Here is a 20,206-nt window from a genome sequence, read left to right as displayed (position 1 = left end):
TGTGTACAAATTTCGCTTTGCCGGCAAATTTGTCGGCGCCGCCACGGCCACGCGGGCCACCTGGTGCTTTTTTAGCGCGTGCTGCTTGGGAAGGGTATTTTTTCATAAAATAGATCGTCTCCTCTGAGTTCTTAGTTGTCTTGGGACTCCAGCCACTCGATCGAGCGGGTGGCGAGTTCCTGCAAGCGCTCGAAGCGGCCTTGCAGGTACAGGTAGCCTAGCAAGCTTTCAAAGCCGGTCGCATGGCGGTAGTCGATCAGGTCGCCGTTTTTCGGCGTGGACCCGGACTTGGCGTTGCGGCCGCGCTTCATGACGCTCATCTCTTCCTCGGACAAGCTCTCCGCCAAGAAATGGAGCACCCCCGCCTGCGACTTGGCTTTTACATAGCGGGTCGCATACTTGTGCAGGGAGTTGGGCTGCATCTCCCCCTTGCAGAGCAAGTGCTGGCGGATGTACATCTCCCAGACGGCATCGCCCATATACGCGAGGGCGAGGCCCGGCATTTCATGCGGTTTTTTGACCAAGGGCTTGTTGAGAGTCAGCCCTTGGATAATGTTGTTGGCGTTCTCGTTCATCTCTCTCACTTCCGTCTCCACCGAATCCCTTGCGGCGTGTCTTCCAGCACGATGCCCATCGCGTTGAATTGGTCGCGAATCTCATCGGCACGTGCCCAGTTCTTGGTGTTGCGCGCTTCTGTACGCTCAGCGATCAACGCTTCGATCTCCGCATCCAGATCGGCTTGTTCTGCGACCAACGGCAAGGCCAGCACACCCATCAGTTCTTCAAAAAGCGCCACATACGCTTCCAGCGCGTGCCGCTGTACACGCTCTTGGCGGAGGTACTTGTTGGCATCGCTCGCCAGTTCGAAAATCGCCGTGATCGCATCGGCGGTGTTGAAGTCCTCATCCATCGCTGCGATAAATTGAGCGCGGAAGGTTTCAACCTCCACCTTTTCAGCATCACCGCCCACCGCCGTCTCTAATCGGTGCTGGAGGTTGGCGTAGGAACTGCGGATGCGATCTAGCCCATTTTTCGCATTTTCAACGAGGTCTGGCGAGAAGTTGACCGGGTTGCGGTAGTGCGCGGAGAGCAGCAGGAAGCGCAGCGCTGCCCCTTCGTACTGTTCGAGCAGACCGCGGGTGGTCAGGAAGTTGCCCGTGGACTTCGACATTTTTTCGTGGTTCAAGTTCAGGAATTCGTTGTGCATCCAGTACTTCGCCAGCGGCTTGTGCGTGCAAGCCTCCGACTGGGCGATCTCGTTCTCATGGTGCGGGAACGTCAGGTCGACACCGCCGCCGTGGATGTCGATCTGCTCGCCTAAGTGCTTGCGAATCATCGCCGAGCACTCGATGTGCCAGCCCGGACGACCTTCGCCCCACGGAGCGGACCACGCGATTTCACCTGGTTTTGCCGCTTTCCAGAGTGCGAAATCCACTTGATTTTGCTTTTTCTCACTGACTTCGACGCGGGCGCCGGCGATCAGGTTCTCCAGCGTTTGCTTGGAGAGCTTGCCGTACTCGTCGAACGAGTGCGCGGAGAAATACACATCGCCCTCTGACGCATACGCATGCCCGGTGGAGATCAGCTCTTCGATCATCGCGATGATCTCCTGCATCTCTTCGGTCACGCGCGGGTACACATCTGCACGCTCGACGTGCAACGCTTCCACGTCGGTGAAAAACGCCTCCACATATTTGTCGGCAACTTGCTGTGGCGAAATGCCTTCTTCGAGGCCACGCTTGATGATCTTGTCATCGACGTCGGTGAAATTCATGACGTACTTGACTTCGTAGCCTCGATATTGCAAGTAGCGGCGCACTTGGTCGAACACGACGAACGGGCGCGCATTGCCGATGTGGAAATAGTTGTAGACGGTCGGACCGCAGACGTACATCTTGACTTTGTGGTCTTCGAGCGGTACGAATGGTTCCTTTTGACGCGTCAGGGTGTTATAGACTTGGATGGACATCGGTCTGCTCTCCCCTTTGCTGCTTCTGATGTAAGTTTTCCACTTCCGCCTTCAAATCATCAATCTGTTGCTGCATTTGTTTGAACAGCTCCATCACCGGGTCAGGCATGTTGCATTGATCAAACTGATCGACGCGGCGCCCATCCTGCACGATGACCTTGCCCGGAATCCCCACGACGGTGGAATTGGGTGGCACTTCACGCAGCACGACAGAGCCTGCGCCAATTTTGGAATTGTCCCCGATCATGAACGAGCCGAGCACTTTGGCACCTGATGCCACCATCACGTTGTTGCCGAGCGTCGGATGGCGCTTGCCTTTTTCCTTGCCCGTACCTCCAAGGGTGACACCTTGGTAGAGGATGCAGTCATCCCCGATGATCGCCGTCTCTCCGATCACCACGCCCATGCCGTGGTCGATGAACAACCGCCGCCCGATCTGTGCCCCTGGATGGATCTCGATGCCCGTTACCCAGCGTCCAAACTGTGAAACCAGCCGGGCGAGCGTCTGCCATCCCATGTTCCAGAGCCGATGCGAGATGCGGTGGTACCAGATCGCATGAACACCCGAGTAGGTCAACAGCACTTCAAGAGCGTTGCGAGCCGCCGGGTCCAATTGAAAAACGGTCTGGATGTCCTCTCGTACCCTTGCAAACATGTTCGTCCCCCCTCTGTATCTCGTAGATGCCAAAAAAAGCCCGTCTCTGCCACAAGGACAGAGACGGGCTGTAAACGCCGTGGTTCCACTCTGCTTGGTCTCCCTGTGAACAGGGTCGACCCGCTTCAGGACCCGATAACGGAGGTCAGGCGTCGGGCATTGCCTCCCGCGAAATCAAGCAAGGCGCATTTCACGGGTCGTCACCTCGCACCCACTTCCAGCCTCGACGTTGTCGTCATGGTGTGTGCTCTCTGGCAGGTCGTGCCGCGCTACTTTTCCTTGCTCCTGATCTTTCCTACTTATTGTACCAGTTGCGTAAGTCGATTGACAACTTTTTCCCGACCCAACAAGGACAGGGTGATGTTGAGATCGCGTCCGTGCTCTTGACCTGTGACGGCGACGCGCACCGGCATGAACAGTTGCTTGCCTTTGAAGCCGGTCGCTTTTTGGACGTCTTTGAGTGCGGCTTTGATCGTGTCGGCGTTGAAGTCTGGCAGTTCTTGGACCTGGTCGCGGAAGGCTGCGAGCACGGTCGGAGCCGACTCTTCGCTGAGCACGGCTTGCGCTGCTTCATCATATGCAACATCGGTGGCAAAGAACATCTGCGAGAGCTCGGCAATTTCAGAGACGGCGTTCATCCCGTCTTTGTACAGTTCGACGAGCTGCGAAACCCATGCGCGGTCGTAATCGGCTCCGATGAAGCCCGCTTTTTGCAAAAACGGGATCGCGAGGTCGACGATGCGATCGAGTTCCGCCGCCTTGATGTACTGGCCGTTCATCCACGCCAACTTGCCCGAGTCAAAAATCGCGCCCGACTTCTGAACGCGTTCAAACGAGAACTGTGCGATCAGTTCGTCCATCGAGAAGATCTCCTGCTCGCCGCCCGGCGACCAGCCGAGCAGCGCGAGGAAGTTGTTGATCGCTTCCGGCAGGTAGCCAAGCTCCGCGTATTGCTCGATGAATTGGACGATCGACTCGTCGCGTTTGGAGAGCTTTTTGCCCGTTTCGTTGAGGATCAGCGGCAGGTGGGCAAACTCTGGGAGCGCCCAACCCAGCGCTTCGTAGATCAACAACTGGCGCGGGGTGTTCGAGAGGTGTTCCTCACCGCGCACGACGTGCGTGATCTTCATCAGCGCGTCATCGATGGTCACCGCGAAGTTATAGGTCGGGATGCCATCCGACTTGACGATGACATAATCGCCGATGCCGTTCGATTCGAACTCGATGTCGCCGCGGATCATGTCGTGGAACTTCAAAACTTGATCATCCGGCACGCGGAAACGGATCGACGCTTTGCGGCCGGCTGCTTCATGTGCGGAGCGTTCCTCGGCAGTCAAGTTGCGGCACTTGCCCATGTAGCGCGGCGTTTCGCCTTTGGCAGACAGGGCTTCGCGTTCCGCTTCGAGCTCTTCCGCCGAGCAGTAGCAGTGGAACGCCTTGCCTTCTGCGAGCAGTTGGTCGGTGTACGTTTGGTAGATGTCGAGGCGCTCCATGCAGGAGTACGGACCGTACTCCCCGCCGACGCGCGGGCCTTCATCCCAGTTCAGACCCAGCCATTCGAAGCCGTTCATGAAGCCGACTTCGGCGTTTTCCTTGTTCCGGGCTTGGTCGGTGTCCTCGATGCGCAGGATGTACTCCCCGCCGAGTTTTTTGGCGTACAGGTAGTTAAAAAGGGCGGTGCGAGCCCCGCCGATATGTAAGTGCCCGGTCGGGCTCGGTGCATAGCGCAAACGAACTGTCATGGGTTGTAATGCCTCCATCTCTTTGAAACAAATTTTTCTAAGTATATCACTTTTTCAGCAAGAGGACGACTGCCTGTGCCGCCATGCCTTCCTCGCGGCCGACGAAGCCGAGCTTCTCGGTGGTCGTCGCTTTTACATTGATCTGGTCAAGCTCTGCACCCAGTTCGCGGGCCAGCACGCCACGCATCTCGTCGATGTAGGGACGCAGTTTCGGACGCTCTGCCATGACGACGCAATCGAGGTTGCCCAAGCTGTAGCCGCGCTCGGTGGCGAGGTTCCAGACATGGGCGAGCAGTTGGAGCGAGTCTGCGCCTCTATACCGCTCGTCCGTGTCTGGAAAGTGCTTGCCGATATCGCCCAGTGCGAGGGCTCCGAGGATTGCGTCCTTGATCGCATGCAGGAGCACGTCCGCATCGGAATGTCCGAGCAGGCCCGTTTCATGCGGGATGGTGACGCCGCCGAGGATCAACGGGCGGCCTTCGACCAGTTTGTGTACATCATATCCCATGCCAATTCGCATCATGAATTACTCCATCCCCTTTCGCTGCTTCCACAACGCTTCGGCGATCACGAGGTCTTCCGGTGTGGTGACCTTGAGGTTCGAGTAGCGGCCTTCGACCATCGTGACCGGGTAGCCCGCCCATTCGACGAGCGAGGCGTCGTCCGTGCCAAAGTAGCCCTGTTCCCACGCCCGCATGTGCGCCTCGGCAAGCCATTCGCACTTGAAGGCTTGCGGTGTGTGTACAGCCCAGAGGTCGGAGCGTTGCAGGGTTTCGCGGACTTGGCCTTGGTCGACGCGCTTGATCGTGTCCTTGACCGGGACGCCGAGGGTCGCTGCGCCGAACAATTTGGCGGCGGTGAGCACCGCTTCCACCTCGTCGGCGGTGACGAGCGGACGCGCCGCGTCATGGACGGCGACAACTTCCGTGTCGTGGCGCAGAGCTGCGATGCCATTGCGCACAGAGTCTTGGCGCTCCATGCCGCCGTAGACGACGTCTCCGATTTTGTGGAGGTGGTAGGCTTCGATCAATTCCGTGACAAATTGCACATCGTCACCCGCCACCACCAGCACGATCCGGTCGACCGTCGGGCAGGCCGCCAGCGTCTGGAGCGTCCGCACGAGGATCGGTGCTCCATCGAGCGGCAGGTATTGTTTTTTCATCGCACTTCCCATCCGCGATCCGCTTCCGGCTGCGACGACGATCACTTCCGTTTGCATGCTGTTTCGTCCCTTCACGTCAGTCTAGCCTTATTCATACAGCAAAATTCGGTTTTTGTCCATTGGGCGCGGAAAAAGCGCCGTTCACTCTGCGGAGTAGATCGGCGTCGTCTCGTTGAGCAAGTAGCGAGCGATCTCGCGTTTGTCGTTCAGAGTGAGGCGGTAGACTTCAAGCGGCGTGTCTGCTTGTGCCTGCATGTCGAGTGCGAGTTCGAGAAAAAGCGATTCTGAGATCGCGGGGCAATACAGTCCGACCAGCGGGTGTGGCGGAATGCCCGTGCTCGGGATGCAGATCTGCCCGAGGTAGGCGGTGTGGATGGCAGAGTGCTTTTTGAAAAACGCTCGCAGCGTTTCGATGAGATCGTCCGGCATCTCGGCTGGCTGCCCGAAGAGGATCTGCTCAGATGTGTCCGCCTGTGCAGGTGGACGTTCAAAGAGGATGCCTTCCATGAGTGCGCGGCGTTCGAGGGAGTCGAATTCCTTGCCGACCGCTGTGAACGGGTTGAGCACCACGGTGATCTCGGCCGGAATGTTCGGGAAGACTTCGTGGGCTGGGAGCAGGACGTAGGTTTCATCGGCGGGAACTACGGACTGGAGCAACTCCAGCGAAGAGAAACACGGGAGCAGCGTGCGTCCGTTGGCCTCATAGTAGGAGAGGCTGTCCGTCTGGCCGATAAAATACAGCTCCGCCGCCCAGAGGGCTCGATAGAAGTCCGAGCGGAGGGCGGGGGTTTGTTTGGCTTGTTGGAGGTGGTGTGTGAGGGGGGGTGTGGTCATGGCCTCTACTCTCCTTGGTGACCGTGGGGCATAGGGAGGTCCCAAATCTGACTTGTTACCACACGAAACTCCTCAATTTGATCTACTTGGACCTTCTGAGTGAACTCCCAGCGATCCACAAATGTAAACCCTAGCGCTAACGCTTCGTCTGACCCTTCTAAACCAAAATGAGCAAGCAGCACCATATTGTCGCTCACATTCTCGACATAAAAGCTCCGCCCTCGATAAACAGCATACGTTTTGCATTCATACGCGTACTCAACATCCTCCTTTTTGACTACCTTTTTGTAATCACCGGGGTAGTCATCCCAAGGTGAAAATCCTAAAGAAATGGCTGCCGGGTCATCCGTTACCACAACATCCTCCCTTGTTACCGGGTCCATTTCTAACACGTATTCCTTGCCATGGTAGATAGCAAATTTTCCTTTTTTGAATTCCATATGCGCACCTCTCAATTTACCAATTTTCAACCACAATAATCCACTTACGACCGTTGTATCGTGCAACAAGCATTTGCGTGCCATCTGGATTGACTTTGTAGATTTCTGCCCCTCTCGCCAATACCTCCACTGTTCCCTTTTTCATTTCAAATTCCGGAATTACGCTTGTGGAACCTCCCGCAAATCCATTTCCCGTTAAGGGGTATTGTTCTTTGATTTCGGGTACGGATTTGAAGGGCGGCTGATAGTTATTCGGATTATCAACGTGAAAACGCAAAGCGAAAACTGGATCATCCTTGAACTGATCTAATTCATTCAAATAAAGATTCGGATACTTTTTGTTGTAGAAGGGGTTTTTGTTTTGAGGGTGATGAGGGTCCCAGAAAGGGTTATAATCTAACCGAAGTTCTTCTTTTAGGGAATGAGCCGTTTTGAGCTCAGCAACATCCTGATAGCGCGCAGTAAAACCACCAACTGTATTTGCGCCCTCTTCAACGTATTGCGTTACCTTCTCTCGTCCGATGATTTTCTGCATCACGACGCCCTTTTCTAAAATAATTGTTTCTCGGACTTGCTTCACAATCATCTGATCGTCTAGACTGCTCCACGTTTCATCAAGAGGCCTGTTTTTTTGACTCAAAAATTCTTCTCTATTTATATCGATATCGTATTTTTTCAGAATTTCTTCAATCTGTGAATCGAAGGAAGGGCCAAGTACTTCTTGCAAACGTTCCGAATTCAATTTCCCTTCCTTACTGCCCGTCCACAATTTGTTAGTCAAAGAAAGCACTGTCGTGGTTGAAGCGACCTCTCCAGCTCCTTCGGCAGTCCTCCCAACCTTTGTCAGTAATGATACCTTGTCTGCCCCTTTGTTTCCTATGATTGAGAGTATGACACCTCCCACCGCTTGCCCCCACCACTTGCCGGCGGAGTAGGCATCCCCATTGGTGACGTCCCGTGTCCACGAGTCGCTGACTTGCTGCCAGATCGCTTCCCCGGTCAGGATCGGGTGCTCGACCATGTGCACCAGATTCGCAAACGTCTCGTCCAGATGCGCGATCGATTCAAAAATCCCGACCACTGCATCCACGACCGCTTCTCCCACGCCGACTACAAAGCCTCCCGTGGCCTTTAAGCCGCTTAAGAGGTCGTCCCACCACCTGCGGTCTTGGGCGTAGAAGTGCATGCTGTGCAGGTCGCCTTGGATCTGCTGGAACGCAGAGGTCGCCCGCTGGTCGGCTTCCCGTGACTCGCGCTCTGCTTGTTGTCGCAGATTGTTGAGTTGGTGGCTGAGATTGACCCGTGCGGGACGGTACTGCTCGTCGTGCGGGAGGTTCCACAGGTCTTGCTCGATGTACATGATCTGGCGTCTCAGGTTCTCGATCTGCTCCATTCGGGTCGCCAGCGTGCCGAGTTCAGCAGCCGTGCGCTCCAGCGCATCGGCTGCTTTTTGCAAGTCGGAGATCAGGATTCCGCAGACTTGGCGAAATGCTGTGCCTGCTTCCCCCACCCACTGGGTTTGTATGGCGTAGGTTTTCACACGGCTTGCTTTATATCTCAGATCGGACGCGCCTGTTGCAAAACGCCCCGCTCCATATCGTAAACTCGTCGGGCTTGCTTGCAATGTTCCTTGACCCCCTCACCTACTGCTCTACTTCCTTTTTCTACAAAAAACAAAAAACGCCTCCTAAGAGACGTTTTTTCTAAATGGCTAGAGCGCGCGCTCCAGCATCTTAGGTTTGGCAAAAATCATCCGGCCCGCACTGGTTTGTAGCACGGACGTGACCAGCACTTCCAGACGCGTGCCGATAAACTCACGCCCACCCTCGACGACGATCATCGTGCCGTCATCGAGATAGCCGACGCCTTGGTTGTATTCCTTGCCGTCCTTGATCACTTGCACGTGGATCTCTTCACCGGGCAGGACGACCGGTTTGACCGCGTTGGCGAGGTCGTTGATGTTCAGAACGAGCACGCCCTGCAACTCGCAGACTTTGTTCAGGTTGAAATCGTTGGTCACGACTTTGCCCCCGATGTTCTTCGCCAGTCGCACCAGCTTCGAATCCACCTCTTGGATGTCATCGAAGTCGATCTCCAACACTTGAACTTTGATCTTGAGTTCCTTTTGAATCTTGTTCAAGATGTCCAAGCCCCGACGGCCTCGGTTGCGCTTGAGCACATCGGAGGAGTCCGCGATGTGTTGCAACTCTTCCAACACGAACGACGGAATGATCAACACCCCATCCAAGAATCCGGTCTTCACGATGTCGGCGATCCGACCGTCGATGATGACCGAGGTGTCGAGGATTTTCGCATCGCCTGGACGCAATTTCTCCTCGCCTTTCTTGTCTTTGTCCTTCTCCCGGCCAAATCGACCTGCGAAAAAGTTCATGAAGTCCTCGCGCTTCGAGAAGAAGAAGCGGAACCCCATATATCCCAAGAGTACGCTTGCGAAGAACTGAACCACGCTGCCGACGACGGGTATAAGTGCAATTGCAGGCGCCATCAGATAGGCGATAATGAGACCGGCCACCATCCCAAATGCTCCGGCCAACACGTCGGAAAACGGGGTCTTCAGCAACTTCTCTTCGAACCACTTGATCAAACTGACCACATAGTCAACTACCCAGCTCGTCGCCAAGATGAACAGCGAGCCTCCCAATACCGCACCGAAGATCGGATGCGAAAACGGGTTGGTGTCGAGTTGAATCCAACTGAACAACTCAGGCGCAAATTGGTACCCGAGCACAATCCCTATCACAGCGAAGAACAAATGCACAATTCTCTTTAGCACAGGGTCACCTCCCAATACAAGCATTATAGACAAACTGTTGCGGGAAGAAACGCATCGTCACAAGTTTGTCAAGAAGATTTAACAAAAGAAGACGTCACGAGGACGCCTTCTTGGAGAGCGAAGTCAAGAGATTCTCTAGTTCCTCTTCGCCGGATGCACCGACCAACAGCAACTCGCTGACCAAGATATGCTTAGCCGTATCGTACATCTTGCGCTCGCCCGTGGAGAGACCCTTCTCCCGCTCGAAGTACAGCAGCTCCCCGACGACATCGGCCACTTGGTAGATGTCTCCACCCTTGAGCTTGTCGAGGTTCTCACGGTAGCGCTTGTTCCACGACTCCGTCTGGCGTTCCTTCTCGTAGCGCAAGATCTGCAGCACCCGTTCTACCGAGTTGACCTCGATCGTCCCCCGGATGCCCAAGTTGTCAATCTTCGATACGGGAATCATCACTTTCATCTCGCCACCATACGGCATCCGCAAGATGTAGTACTGTTCCACCTGACCGAGGAATTCCTTCTCCTCAATCGCTTCAATCACACCAGCACCATGCATGGGATACACAACACAGTCTCCAATTTTAAACAAAGCAGCACCCCCATCTTGGTCGCATTCTTCTGAGAATCATGATACCACAGAAGGGGGAGACGGTCAAATTTTAAAAATATTATACTACCACATTCAGACATAGTTCGTCAACAGCTTGGTCACTTTTTGTCGAAAAAAGGACGGAGCTACATCCGCAGATGTGCTCCGTCCTCGCGTTTACTTCGCTATCGTTTCGTATTCTTCAGGAGCGGTCTCCACCGTTTTTTTCGTTTTGCGTTTGTCGTTTTTTTTTAAAACGCCATAGAACGCATAGGCTGCCAACGGCAGGAACACCAGCTTCGGTGCATATTCCCGGAATTGCCAAAAGACGATCGCGACCACCACGATGATCAGCGGCACGATGTAGTACGCTGACTTCGGGATGCCGACTTTTTTGAAGTTCGGGTACTTGATGTTCGAGACCATCAAGAAGGCGAGGAACAGCATGCACAGCGGCATCCAGATCGTCGGGCGCGGGATGTACGCCTGGTACAGCGCCATCGTCGCCAGCACGCCGCCTGCAGCGGTGATCGGCAGGCCGATGAAGTAGTTCGGCGTACCGGTCGCCACGTTGAAGCGCGCGAGGCGCAGCGCGCCACAGATCGGGAAGATCGCCGTGATCACGGTGCCGATCCAGCCGAGTTCGTGCAGCACGACTCCGTACATGATGAAGGCCGGTGCCACGCCAAACGAGATGACGTCCGACAGCGAGTCGAGCTCTTTGCCGAATTCACTCTGCGCGTTCAACGCGCGGGCCACGCGGCCATCGAGACCGTCCAGCGCCATGCCGATGATCACCAGCAAGGCCGCCCATGCAAAATTGCTTTCAAAAGCTACGATGATGGATATAATGCCCAAAAATAAATTCCCTACGGTAAACATGCTCGGTAGTGCACGACGTACGATCATGTTGTTTTCCTACCTCCCCTTATCCCCTTGACCCCCACTGCTTGCGGTTAGATATGACGGTCGATAAACACTTGCTCGGAAATGCGTTTCAGCCCTTCCTTGATCGCACGAGCCCGCACTTCCCCAATGCCTTCCACGTCATCCAACTCTTCAATCGACGCCTGCAAGATCTGCGGCAAGGAGTCAAAGGAACTCACCAAATTCTCAATCACCGGTTGCGGCAGGCGCGGGATCTTGTTCAAGATCCGGTAGCCACGCGAGGACACAGGTTCTTCGGTGATATTAATGTTCCCTGTATACCCCAGAACTCTCACCAATTGCAGACTTTCCAACAATTCATCAGAAGTCAGCGAGTGCAGTTCCGACAAGATCTGGTGCGGCGTGACGTCGAGCGTCTCCTTGCAGTAGTCCTTGACCAGCAAGTAGGCCTCTTCGTCGACTTTGGAGACCAGCTCCTCCATCTGCATGGAGATCAGGCGGCCTTCGGTGCCCAGCTCGGTGATGTAACGGCGGATCTCAGACTTGATCCGCAACACCATCTCGATGCGTTGCATGACGAGAGCCACTTCATGCAACGTCACCAGTTCCTCAAATTCCAGCGCACTGAGGTTGGTCAGCGCTTGGTCGAGGACGGATTTGTACTTTTCCAGCGTGTTGATCGCTTGGTTGGCCTTGGTCAGGATCACGCCGATGTCCTTCAACGTGTAGCGGAAGTTGGACTGGTAGAGCGTGATCACGTCGCGGCGCTGCGAGATGCACACGACGAGGTGACCCGTCTGTTTGGCGACGCGCTCGGCGGTGCGGTGGCGCGTCCCGGTCTCGAACGACGGAATCGACGGGTCTGGATTCAATTGGGTGTTGGCGTACAGGATGCGCTTGCCATCCTCGGAGAGGATGATGGCACCGTCCATTTTCGCCAGTTCGTAGACAGATGCGGCGGAGAATTCACAGTTGATCGAAAATCCACCGTCCACGATCTCCATCACCTGCGGGGAGTTGCCGATGACGATCAACGCGCCGGTTTTTGCCCGCAGGACGTTCTCCAACCCTTCTCGCAACGGGGTGCCCGGTGCGATGAAGCGGAGGATTTTGTTGATAAGGGTGTCTTTTTTGATATCATCACGCATAAACCCGTCATCCCCCTAATGCTACTTGGAACGCCTCCTGTACCGTCTCAACTCCGATGACTTGAACGTCAGCCGGGGGCTGCCATCCGCGCAGACTCTTGGTCGGCACGATCAGTCGGGTGAATCCTAACTTCATCGCCTCTCGCACGCGTTGCTCGATGCGGGAGACGCCACGCACTTCGCCGGTCAATCCGACCTCACCGATGTAGCAATCATGCGGCGGCATCGTCTGCTCGCGGAAACTGGAGGCCAGCGCCAGCGCGATGCCGAGGTCCACAGCCGGTTCGTCGAGGCGAACACCGCCTGCGACGTTGACATAGGCATCCTGCGATTGCAGGTACAGCCCCATGCGCTTCTCCAGCACCGCCATGATCAGCGAGACGCGGTTGTGGTCCAACCCGGTCGCCATCCGGCGCGGTGTGCCATACGAGGACGGGGTGACGAGCGCTTGGATTTCCACCAGCACCGGGCGTGTGCCCTCCATGCTGGCGACGACACAAGAGCCGGCCACGCCGAACGGTCGCTCTGACAGAAACAGCTCCGACGGATTCAGCACTTCCTCCAAGCCTTTTTCGCGCATTTCAAAAATGCCGATCTCGTTGGTGGAGCCGAAGCGGTTTTTCACGCCGCGCAGGATTCGGTACGTGTGATGTCTTTCACCTTCAAAATAGAGGACAGCATCGACCATGTGTTCCAACATGCGCGGACCTGCGATCGCCCCTTCCTTGGTGACATGGCCGACGATAAACGTAGCCAGGTTCAAGGTCTTGGCGATGCGCAGCAGAAACGCCGTACACTCCCGGACCTGACCGACGCTGCCAGGGGCGGACGTAAGCCCCGGGCGGTAGACGGTCTGGATGGAGTCGATGATCAGGAAGTCAGGGTTGTGTGTCTTGATGTGTGATTCGATGCGTTCCAGATCTGTCTCTGGCAGGATCAACAGGTTCTCGCTGAGCGACCCGAGGCGGTCTGCCCGCAGTTTGATCTGCTTGGCCGATTCCTCGCCTGAGACGTAGAGCACTTTGCGACCTTGGGTCGCAATGGCGTTCGCCGCTTGAAGCAGCAGGGTCGATTTGCCGATCCCAGGGTCTCCCCCGATCAGCACGAGCGATCCGCTGACGATCCCGCCGCCCAACACTCTGTCAAATTCAGCGTAGCCGCTGTGTGTGCGTCGCTCATCCACCGTGTCGATCTCGGTGATCCGAGTGACGCGGGCAGGTTCGCCTTGGAGATGTTGGAGCGCTACGTGTGCAGACGGGGCGGTCGTTGCTGTTGCGACCTCTTCGACCATTCGGTTCCATTGGCCGCATCCCGGACATTTGCCCATCCATTTCGGGCTTTCATACCCACAGTCTTGGCACACAAATTTTGATTTATACTTTGCCATAGCTGTCCCCTATTCGCTTGTGTCTTACAAAAAGGTTCCAACCTCCATCATATAGGAAAGACAGGCTGGCAACAAGGGACCTACCTGAATCATACGCAAGAGGTGGGCGAGAGTTTCATGAATCGTGGAAAAAAGTGCGGTTTTTGCGAGGTGCGAACATTTGTTCTAGCAAAAAAGCTCGTGACCGCTGGGCGGGCACGAGCTCTTTTCCGAGATTATGCTTGTTGGGTTTCTTCCGCCTCTGCAGCGGACCCTGCGTTTTTGACGGTGAGTTTGCCGTCCTCGGTGTCGATCTTGACGAGGTCGCCCTTTTTGACCGAGCCGGAGAGCAGCGCTTCCGACAGTTGGTCTTCGATGTGGCGCTGGATCGCACGCTTGAGCGGACGAGCCCCGTATTGCGGATCGTAGCCTTCCTTGGCGAGGAACTTTTTCGCTTCGTCGGAGAGCAGGAAGTGAATGTCGTTCTCGCGCAGGCGCTTTCTGAGGTCTTCGGACATCAGATCGACGATCTCGCGGATGTGTTCCTCCGCCAGCGGGTGGAACACGATCTGGTCATCGAGACGGTTCAGGAATTCCGGACGGAATTGCTTTTTCAACTCATCCATCACGCGGTCCTTCATGTCGGTGTAGTCCGCCTCACGAGAAGCGGTGAAGCCCAGTGCGCCGCCCTTGCGGATCGTCTGCGCCCCCACGTTCGAGGTCATGATGATCACGGTGTTGCGGAAGTCGACGGTGCGGCCTTTGGAATCGGTCAGACGGCCGTCGTCGAGCACTTGCAGCAGCACGTTGAAGACTTCCGGATGCGCTTTTTCCACTTCGTCAAACAGCACGACGGAATACGGCTTGCGACGGACTTTCTCCGTGAGCTGCCCGCCTTCTTCGTAGCCGACATAGCCCGGAGGTGCCCCGACCAGACGGGCGGTGCTGTGGCGTTCGCCATACTCGGACATGTCGATGCGGATCATCGCATTCTCATCGCCAAACATCGCCTCTGCCAGCGCTTTGGCCAGCTCGGTTTTCCCGACCCCGGTCGGACCGAGGAAGATGAAGGAGCCGATCGGGCGTTTCGGGTCTTTGAGACCGGCGCGCGCACGGCGGATCGCACGGGAGATCGATTTGACCGCCTCGTCTTGGCCGATGACGCGGTCGTGCAGGATCTCCTCCATGTTCAGGAGGCGCTCCGACTCCGCTTCTGCGAGCTTTTTGACCGGAATGCCGGTCCAAGAGGCCACGATGTCAGCGATGTCCTCCGAATTGACGACCGAGTCTTTTTTGACTTGGGTCTGTTGCCATTCGCTTTTGCGGGACTCCAGCTCTTCACGGAACTTTTGTTCCTTGTCGCGCAGGGAGGCCGCTTTTTCAAACTCCTGCGATTGGACCGCAGACTCTTTTTCCGAACGGATCTCTTCGAGCTTTTCCTCGAGTTCCTTGAGGTTCGGCGGTTGTGTATAGGTGCGCAGGCGGACGCGAGACGCAGCTTCGTCGATCAGGTCGATCGCTTTGTCAGGCAGGAAGCGGTCGGTGATGTAGCGGTCTGACAGCTTGACAGCTGCTTCGATCGCTTCGTCGAGGATCTTCACGCGGTGATGCGCTTCATAGCGGTCACGCAGACCTTGCAGGATCAGGATCGCTTCTTCCTTGTTCGGCTGGTCGACGGTGATCGGTTGGAAGCGGCGTTCGAGCGCAGCGTCTTTTTCGATGTGCTTGCGGTACTCGTCGAGCGTGGTGGCGCCGATGCACTGCAGTTCACCGCGTGCCAGCGACGGTTTGAGGATGTTCGATGCGTCGATGGCACCCTCTGCTCCGCCCGCACCGATCAAGGTGTGCAGTTCGTCGATGAACAGGATGATGTTGCCCGCTTGGCGGATCTCATCCATGATCTTTTTCAGACGATCCTCGAATTCCCCACGGTACTTGGTACCCGCGACGACGGTCCCCATGTCGAGCACCATGACGCGCTTGTTGCGCAGGGTTTCCGGGATCTCATTGTCGACGATGCGCTGCGCAAGACCTTCAGCGATCGCCGTTTTCCCGACGCCTGGCTCCCCGATCAGCACCGGGTTGTTTTTGGTACGGCGGGAGAGGACTTGGATGACGCGCTCAATTTCCTTGGCGCGGCCGATGACCGGATCAAGTTTCTGGTCGCGTGCCATCTGGGTCAGATCGCGCGCCAGAGAGTCGAGGGTCGGGGTGTTGGCCGCTTGGGCGTTTTCTTGGTGTGATTCGTGGGTGTCGCCGCCGAGCAGTTGCAAGACTTGCTGGCGAGCTTTGTTCAGCGAGACGCCGAGGTTGGCCAGCACGCGGGCTGCCACACCTTCCCCTTCGCGGATCAGGCCGAGCAGGATGTGCTCCGTGCCCACGTAGTTGTGACCGAGTTTACGCGCTTCGTCGATCGAGAGCTCGATGACTTTTTTCGCACGCGGGGTGTACGCCATGCCTGCCGATTGGCCCGGGCCACGGCCGATAATTTTTTCTACTTCCTTTTGTACCTTGTCACTGGAGAGGCCGAGCGAGACCAACGATTTCGCGGCAATGCCCTCTCCCTCGCGGACGAGGCCCAACAGGATATGCTCAGTGCCAACCCCAGAATGTCCGAGGCGGCTCGCTTCTTCTTGCGCCAAAGCCAACACTTTCTGTGCACGTTCTGTAAAACGTCCAAACATCATAAGTTCCACCTCCAAGTTACTTTGATCCTATTCGAGGACAAAGGGTAGATATTCTAAATATGGCCTTTGTCCATCTGTAAGCGTTCGCGAACGAGTTCGGCGCGGCGCCAATCCCGTTCCCCCGGTGCCAATTCTGCACCGTGGTATTTTTGCAGAAAACCGGGTTGCGTCATCACCATTAATTCTTTGAGGATGTTTTTGCTGACGCCCTTGATCACGTCGAGGTCGATGCCGAGGCGCACATCGGAGAGCCGCTGCATCGTCTCTTTGGAATCGAGACGTCGGGCGTAGGCGAGGATGCCGAAGGAGCGGGCGATTTTGTCCTCGATCACTTCGCGGTTTTCGTTGAGCAAAAAGTGCCGTGCCGCCTGTTCATGCTCGATGATCTTGCGCGCGACCGAGTCGAGGTTGGAGATGATCTCCTCCTCCGACTGCCCGAGCGTGATCTGGTTGCTGAGTTGGAACAGGTTGCCGACCGCTTCGGTGCCTTCCCCGTACACGCCGCGCACGACGAGACCGACTTGGTTGAGAGCGGATAGCACGCGGTTGATCTGCTGCGTGACGACCAGCGCTGGCAAGTGCAGCATGACGGAGGCGCGGATGCCGGTGCCGACGTTGGTCGGACAGGCGGTGAGGAAACCATAGCGCTCATGGAACGCATAGTTGAGCTTGGACTCCAAAAGGTCGTCGACCTCTGTGGCGAGCTTCCACGATTCTTGCAATTGGAGACCTGGCATCAACACCTGCAGGCGCAGGTGGTCTTCCTCATTGACCATGATCGAGACTTCCTCGTCGTCGCGCAGGGCGACTGCACCACGGCGGGCATGTTCGACCAGGGACGGCGAGATCAGGTATTTTTCGACCAGCGCTTGGCGGTCGACGTCAGACACGTCACGGAGAGTCAAAAACTCGAAGTGGCCGTGTCCTTTTTCCTGAAACTCGTCTGTTTCGATCGCGGTTCGGACTTTCTCCAGCACTTCCTCAGACTGTGCATCATCGGCGAGTAGCGGGAACGGGTGGTCGACGAGGTTGCGGGCGATACGGATGCGGGTGGAGATCACGATGTCAGAGTGCGGGCCATCGTCCTGCATCCAACGGCTGGCATCGCGGACAAAGTCTTGAATGGACATCGATCATACCCCCTCTCCGTTGCCGATCCCCTGTTCCATCTCGCGGATGCGGTCGCGGAGGATCGCGGCTTGTTCGAACTGCTCCTCTTGGATCTTGGTTTGCAGTTCGTGGCGCAGTTCTTCGATTTGTTTCTTCATCTTGATCAGCCCACCCGAACGCTCCGGAACTTTGCCGGTGTGCGCGGTCGCTCCTCCGTGGATACGGCGAAGCAGCGGGTCAAGATGTGGCGCAAAATGTTTATAGCAATCGGCACAGCCAACGCGCCCGAGTTGGGCGAATTGCGGGTAACTCAACCCGCAGGTGGAACAGCGATGGGGACCGGCTTGTGGTGCTTGGATGCCTTTGCTCATCGGAGTTTGGCTCTGCTCGTAGCCCAGCAACCCACTTAACAGGTTGTGGAACGAGTAGGTCGGTTCACCAAAAGGATTCGTCCCGAATCCGGGGCCGCCGAAGGACTTCATCATCGCGTCCCCCTTCTCTCGGGCACAGGTTTCGCAGAGATGGATCTCCTGTTTTGTGTTGTTGACAATCTTCGTGAAGTGCACGGTGGCATCTCGTTGGTTGCATTCCTGACAGATCATTTGGGTCGCTCCCCTCCTGAGTGCATGAGGTCATCCTTTGAGGATGGCGACGAGCATCGCCGACAGTTGGTTGGCGCGAACTTGATCTCGAAGCTGTGGTGTGAGCGCGAGAATGTCGCTGCAGATCACCGCACGCATCATCAAGACCTCTCGCTCGGTCAGCACCTGTTCCTCCAACAAGCGTTGCAGAAACCCATCCGCCTCACGAGCGGTAATCGAGCTGCCGATGATGTCGAGGATCGCGCGATGCAAGACGATATTCTGCCTGTCCAATTCGACCCGCTGGATGCGGATGTACCCGCCGCCGCCGCGTTTTGATTCCACGACATAGCCTTTTTCAATCGTAAAGCGTGTGGAGATCACGTAGTTGATTTGGGAGGGCACACAGTTGAATGTGTCGGCCAACTCGCTGCGTTTGATCTCAATGATGCCCTCGTGTGAGTTGGTGAGGATGGTCTTCAAGTGATGTTCAATGATGTCGGAGATGTTGCGCATGGTGCCCGCTACCTCCCTCCTCCTGATCATTGACTTTGACTAACTTTGACCTTCTGGTCTTCATTATATGTATGGCAGGGCAAAAGTCCAAGGGCGATCTCCCTTCACTTTGCCCAGTTTTGGAGGGGAATAACCGATTTTCGCGAAGAAGTCGGGCCGTTTCTTTTATTTTCTCGCAATTTGACTATGTTTGACCTTCAGCAATTGGTCAAACGAAGTGATGACCTGATCCGCCTGATCCAGTTCATGCGGTTTGGCGAATCCGAAGTCGCATCCGATCGTGAACAAGCCGTTGGCAAGGCCTGCGGTGATGTCCGATCTGCGGTCCCCGATCATGGCGGTGTTGTCGGGATCGAGATGCTGTTCGCGCAGCAAGAGTTGGACGAGGTCTTGCTTTTTCTCCGTCTTGTATGCACCTGCGCAATAGAGTTTGTCAAAAAGCGGCAGGAGGCCTTGTGTCTCGATCACGGTCTCCACATAGCGCAGTTCTCCATTGGAGGCGGTAAAAAGCTTCACACCCGCGTCGCGGAGTGTTTGAAGCGTTTTTTGCACACCAGGATAGAGGGCGCCGGTGCCGGTTTGCATCAGTTCCATCTCGGCATGGGCGAGCAGTTCGTTGGCGCGATCGCGTTCGTCCATCGAGGAATCCGGGAGCAACGTTTCCCAGACTTCGGGGATCGTCATGCCGAACACATTGAGGATTTCGTCGTCGGAGGGGCTCTTGCGCTTCAGTTCCTCGAAGGTGCGGCGGAATGCTGGGAGCGCGACTTTCTCCGTTTGAAACAACGTGCCATCTACGTCAAAGATCATCGCTTCATACGGCTCAGGTGTCATCTCGTGCAATTGCTCCTTTCGTTTTGGAATATTGCTTGACTGATTCAGGAAATACCAAGTATGATTCTTTTTTATAGAGTGTCCGGAAGGTGACAAGGAGATGAGGAACGATGGCTACCAATAAATACGAAGAGATCACCAAGGCAGCAGTCATGCTGTTTGAGAAAAAAGGCTACCACGCGACCTCCGTGCAAGATATCGCTGATGAGGTCGGCTTGCAGAAAGGCTCGCTGTACCACTATATATCCAGCAAGGAAGACCTGCTGATGCAACTGGCGCATCGCTCGATCCAAGACTTCAACACGCAGTTGGAGGAGATCCTCCTCAACTCCGCGATGTCGAATCGCGAGCGCATGCACCGAGCGATTGAGCATCACCTGCAGTACGTGACGAAAAACGTCCAGCTCACGACGGTCCTGCTCCGTGAAGCGTTCTCGCTGGGTGCCGATCAGCACCAAGTGATTCAGGATTTGACTGACAAGTACTTGAACCTCTGGACGCAAGTGATTGAGCAAGGAATCGCGGCTGGCGAGTTCCGCCCCGTAAACGCGCGGATCACGGCACTTTCGATTCTCGGGTCCATCAACTGGGTGTACCGCTGGTATCGTGAGGGTGGCAAGCTAAGCACGAAGGAGATTTCGGAGATTTACGCGCACTTGTTTTTGGAAGGAATTCAAGAGAAGTAAAAAAGACCCGATCCGCAATGGATCGAGTCTTTTTGTTCCTTATGCTGCTAGTGCCTCGCGACGTCCTACTCTCCCAGGACCCTGCGGTCCAAGTACCATCGGCGCTGGAAAGCTTAACTTCTGTGTTCGAGATGGGAACAGGTGTGACCTTTCCGCCATCATCACGAGACTGTGACAACTGGGTAGAGCAACTTTGTGAGTTCAAGAC

20 protein-coding genes and 1 rRNA gene are annotated in these 20,206 nt (G+C 55.9%); 1 reads left to right on the top strand and 20 read right to left on the bottom strand.

Annotated elements, in window-relative coordinates; all coding sequences use genetic code 11:
* Positions 1–131: 131 nt before the first annotated feature.
* The 19 genes from C7459_RS19765 to C7459_RS19675 form a co-directional block, all read right to left on the bottom strand.
* A complete protein-coding gene (locus C7459_RS19765; protein ID WP_109691011.1) occupies positions 132–575 on the bottom strand; it encodes a Mini-ribonuclease 3 in 444 nt (147 codons plus the stop codon).
* 5 nt (positions 576–580) lie between these two features.
* A complete protein-coding gene (gene cysS / locus C7459_RS19760) occupies positions 581–1,969 on the bottom strand; it encodes a cysteine--tRNA ligase (RefSeq protein ID WP_109691010.1) in 1,389 nt (462 codons plus the stop codon).
* Positions 1,950–2,624 carry a serine O-acetyltransferase gene (cysE, locus tag C7459_RS19755; RefSeq protein WP_109691009.1) on the bottom strand — a complete coding sequence of 225 codons (675 nt, stop codon included), beginning with the start codon at positions 2,622–2,624 and terminating at the stop codon, positions 1,950–1,952. Before cysE ends, cysS begins: the two co-directional genes overlap by 20 nt.
* 299 nt (positions 2,625–2,923) lie before the next feature.
* Complete coding sequence (gene gltX / locus C7459_RS19750; protein ID WP_109691008.1) at positions 2,924–4,366, bottom strand: glutamate--tRNA ligase; 1,443 nt, start codon at positions 4,364–4,366, stop codon at positions 2,924–2,926.
* 46 nt (positions 4,367–4,412) lie between these two features.
* A complete protein-coding gene (ispF, locus tag C7459_RS19745) occupies positions 4,413–4,889 on the bottom strand; it encodes a 2-C-methyl-D-erythritol 2,4-cyclodiphosphate synthase (protein WP_211320431.1) in 477 nt (158 codons plus the stop codon).
* A 3-nt stretch (positions 4,890–4,892) separates the two neighbouring features.
* Positions 4,893–5,585 (bottom strand): 2-C-methyl-D-erythritol 4-phosphate cytidylyltransferase, encoded by a 693-nt coding sequence (gene ispD / locus C7459_RS19740; RefSeq protein ID WP_109691007.1) that lies wholly within the window; start codon positions 5,583–5,585, stop codon positions 4,893–4,895.
* An 84-nt stretch (positions 5,586–5,669) separates the two neighbouring features.
* Positions 5,670–6,362 (bottom strand): enhanced serine sensitivity protein SseB C-terminal domain-containing protein, encoded by a 693-nt coding sequence (locus C7459_RS19735; RefSeq protein WP_109691006.1) that lies wholly within the window; start codon positions 6,360–6,362, stop codon positions 5,670–5,672.
* Between the two features lie 5 nt (positions 6,363–6,367).
* A complete protein-coding gene (locus C7459_RS19730; protein ID WP_109691005.1) occupies positions 6,368–6,802 on the bottom strand; it encodes a hypothetical protein in 435 nt (144 codons plus the stop codon).
* A gap of 16 nt (positions 6,803–6,818) precedes the next feature.
* Entirely contained in the window at positions 6,819–8,426 is a 1,608-nt protein-coding gene (locus tag C7459_RS19725; protein WP_109691004.1) for a WXG100 family type VII secretion target, read from the bottom strand.
* 87 nt (positions 8,427–8,513) lie between these two features.
* Positions 8,514–9,596 carry a PIN/TRAM domain-containing protein gene (locus tag C7459_RS19720; protein ID WP_109691003.1) on the bottom strand — a complete coding sequence of 361 codons (1,083 nt, stop codon included), beginning with the start codon at positions 9,594–9,596 and terminating at the stop codon, positions 8,514–8,516.
* A gap of 94 nt (positions 9,597–9,690) precedes the next feature.
* The gene (locus C7459_RS19715) at positions 9,691–10,182 is read right to left on the bottom strand and encodes a CarD family transcriptional regulator (RefSeq protein ID WP_109691002.1); all 492 of its coding nucleotides are present in this window, start codon (positions 10,180–10,182) and stop codon (positions 9,691–9,693) included.
* Positions 10,183–10,359: 177 nt separating this feature from the next.
* Positions 10,360–11,088 (bottom strand): CDP-diacylglycerol--serine O-phosphatidyltransferase, encoded by a 729-nt coding sequence (pssA, locus tag C7459_RS19710; RefSeq protein ID WP_425450735.1) that lies wholly within the window; start codon positions 11,086–11,088, stop codon positions 10,360–10,362.
* A gap of 50 nt (positions 11,089–11,138) precedes the next feature.
* On the bottom strand, positions 11,139–12,218 hold the full coding sequence (disA, locus tag C7459_RS19705) for a DNA integrity scanning diadenylate cyclase DisA (protein WP_109691000.1): 1,080 nt from the start codon (positions 12,216–12,218) through the stop codon (positions 11,139–11,141).
* Positions 12,219–12,225: 7 nt separating this feature from the next.
* Positions 12,226–13,605: a DNA repair protein RadA gene (gene radA / locus C7459_RS19700; RefSeq protein ID WP_109690999.1), complete on the bottom strand. Its 1,380-nt coding sequence runs from the start codon at positions 13,603–13,605 to the stop codon at positions 12,226–12,228.
* A gap of 215 nt (positions 13,606–13,820) precedes the next feature.
* Entirely contained in the window at positions 13,821–16,271 is a 2,451-nt protein-coding gene (locus tag C7459_RS19695; protein ID WP_109690998.1) for an ATP-dependent Clp protease ATP-binding subunit, read from the bottom strand.
* Between the two features lie 53 nt (positions 16,272–16,324).
* Complete coding sequence (gene mcsB, locus C7459_RS19690) at positions 16,325–17,401, bottom strand: protein arginine kinase (RefSeq protein WP_109690997.1); 1,077 nt, start codon at positions 17,399–17,401, stop codon at positions 16,325–16,327.
* A 3-nt stretch (positions 17,402–17,404) separates the two neighbouring features.
* Positions 17,405–17,983: a protein-arginine kinase activator protein McsA gene (gene mcsA, locus C7459_RS19685; protein WP_109690996.1), complete on the bottom strand. Its 579-nt coding sequence runs from the start codon at positions 17,981–17,983 to the stop codon at positions 17,405–17,407.
* Positions 17,984–18,013: 30 nt separating this feature from the next.
* Complete coding sequence (locus C7459_RS19680; RefSeq protein WP_109690995.1) at positions 18,014–18,478, bottom strand: CtsR family transcriptional regulator; 465 nt, start codon at positions 18,476–18,478, stop codon at positions 18,014–18,016.
* A gap of 165 nt (positions 18,479–18,643) precedes the next feature.
* Positions 18,644–19,312, bottom strand: a complete 669-nt coding sequence (locus C7459_RS19675) for an HAD family hydrolase (protein WP_109690994.1) — start codon at positions 19,310–19,312, stop codon at positions 18,644–18,646.
* A 110-nt stretch (positions 19,313–19,422) separates the two neighbouring features.
* On the opposite strand from C7459_RS19675, the gene C7459_RS19670 reads away from it, so the two are divergent.
* Entirely contained in the window at positions 19,423–19,998 is a 576-nt protein-coding gene (locus C7459_RS19670) for a TetR/AcrR family transcriptional regulator (protein ID WP_109690993.1), read from the top strand.
* Between the two features lie 52 nt (positions 19,999–20,050).
* Here C7459_RS19670 and rrf read toward each other — a convergent pair.
* Positions 20,051–20,167: ribosomal RNA gene (rrf, locus tag C7459_RS19665) — 5S ribosomal RNA — on the bottom strand.
* Positions 20,168–20,206: the final 39 nt, after the last annotated feature.

Source organism: Tumebacillus permanentifrigoris, from assembly GCF_003148565.1.
GTDB classification, from domain to species: domain Bacteria; phylum Bacillota; class Bacilli; order Tumebacillales; family Tumebacillaceae; genus Tumebacillus; species Tumebacillus permanentifrigoris.
This window is presented reverse-complemented; position numbering and strand designations above follow the sequence as displayed.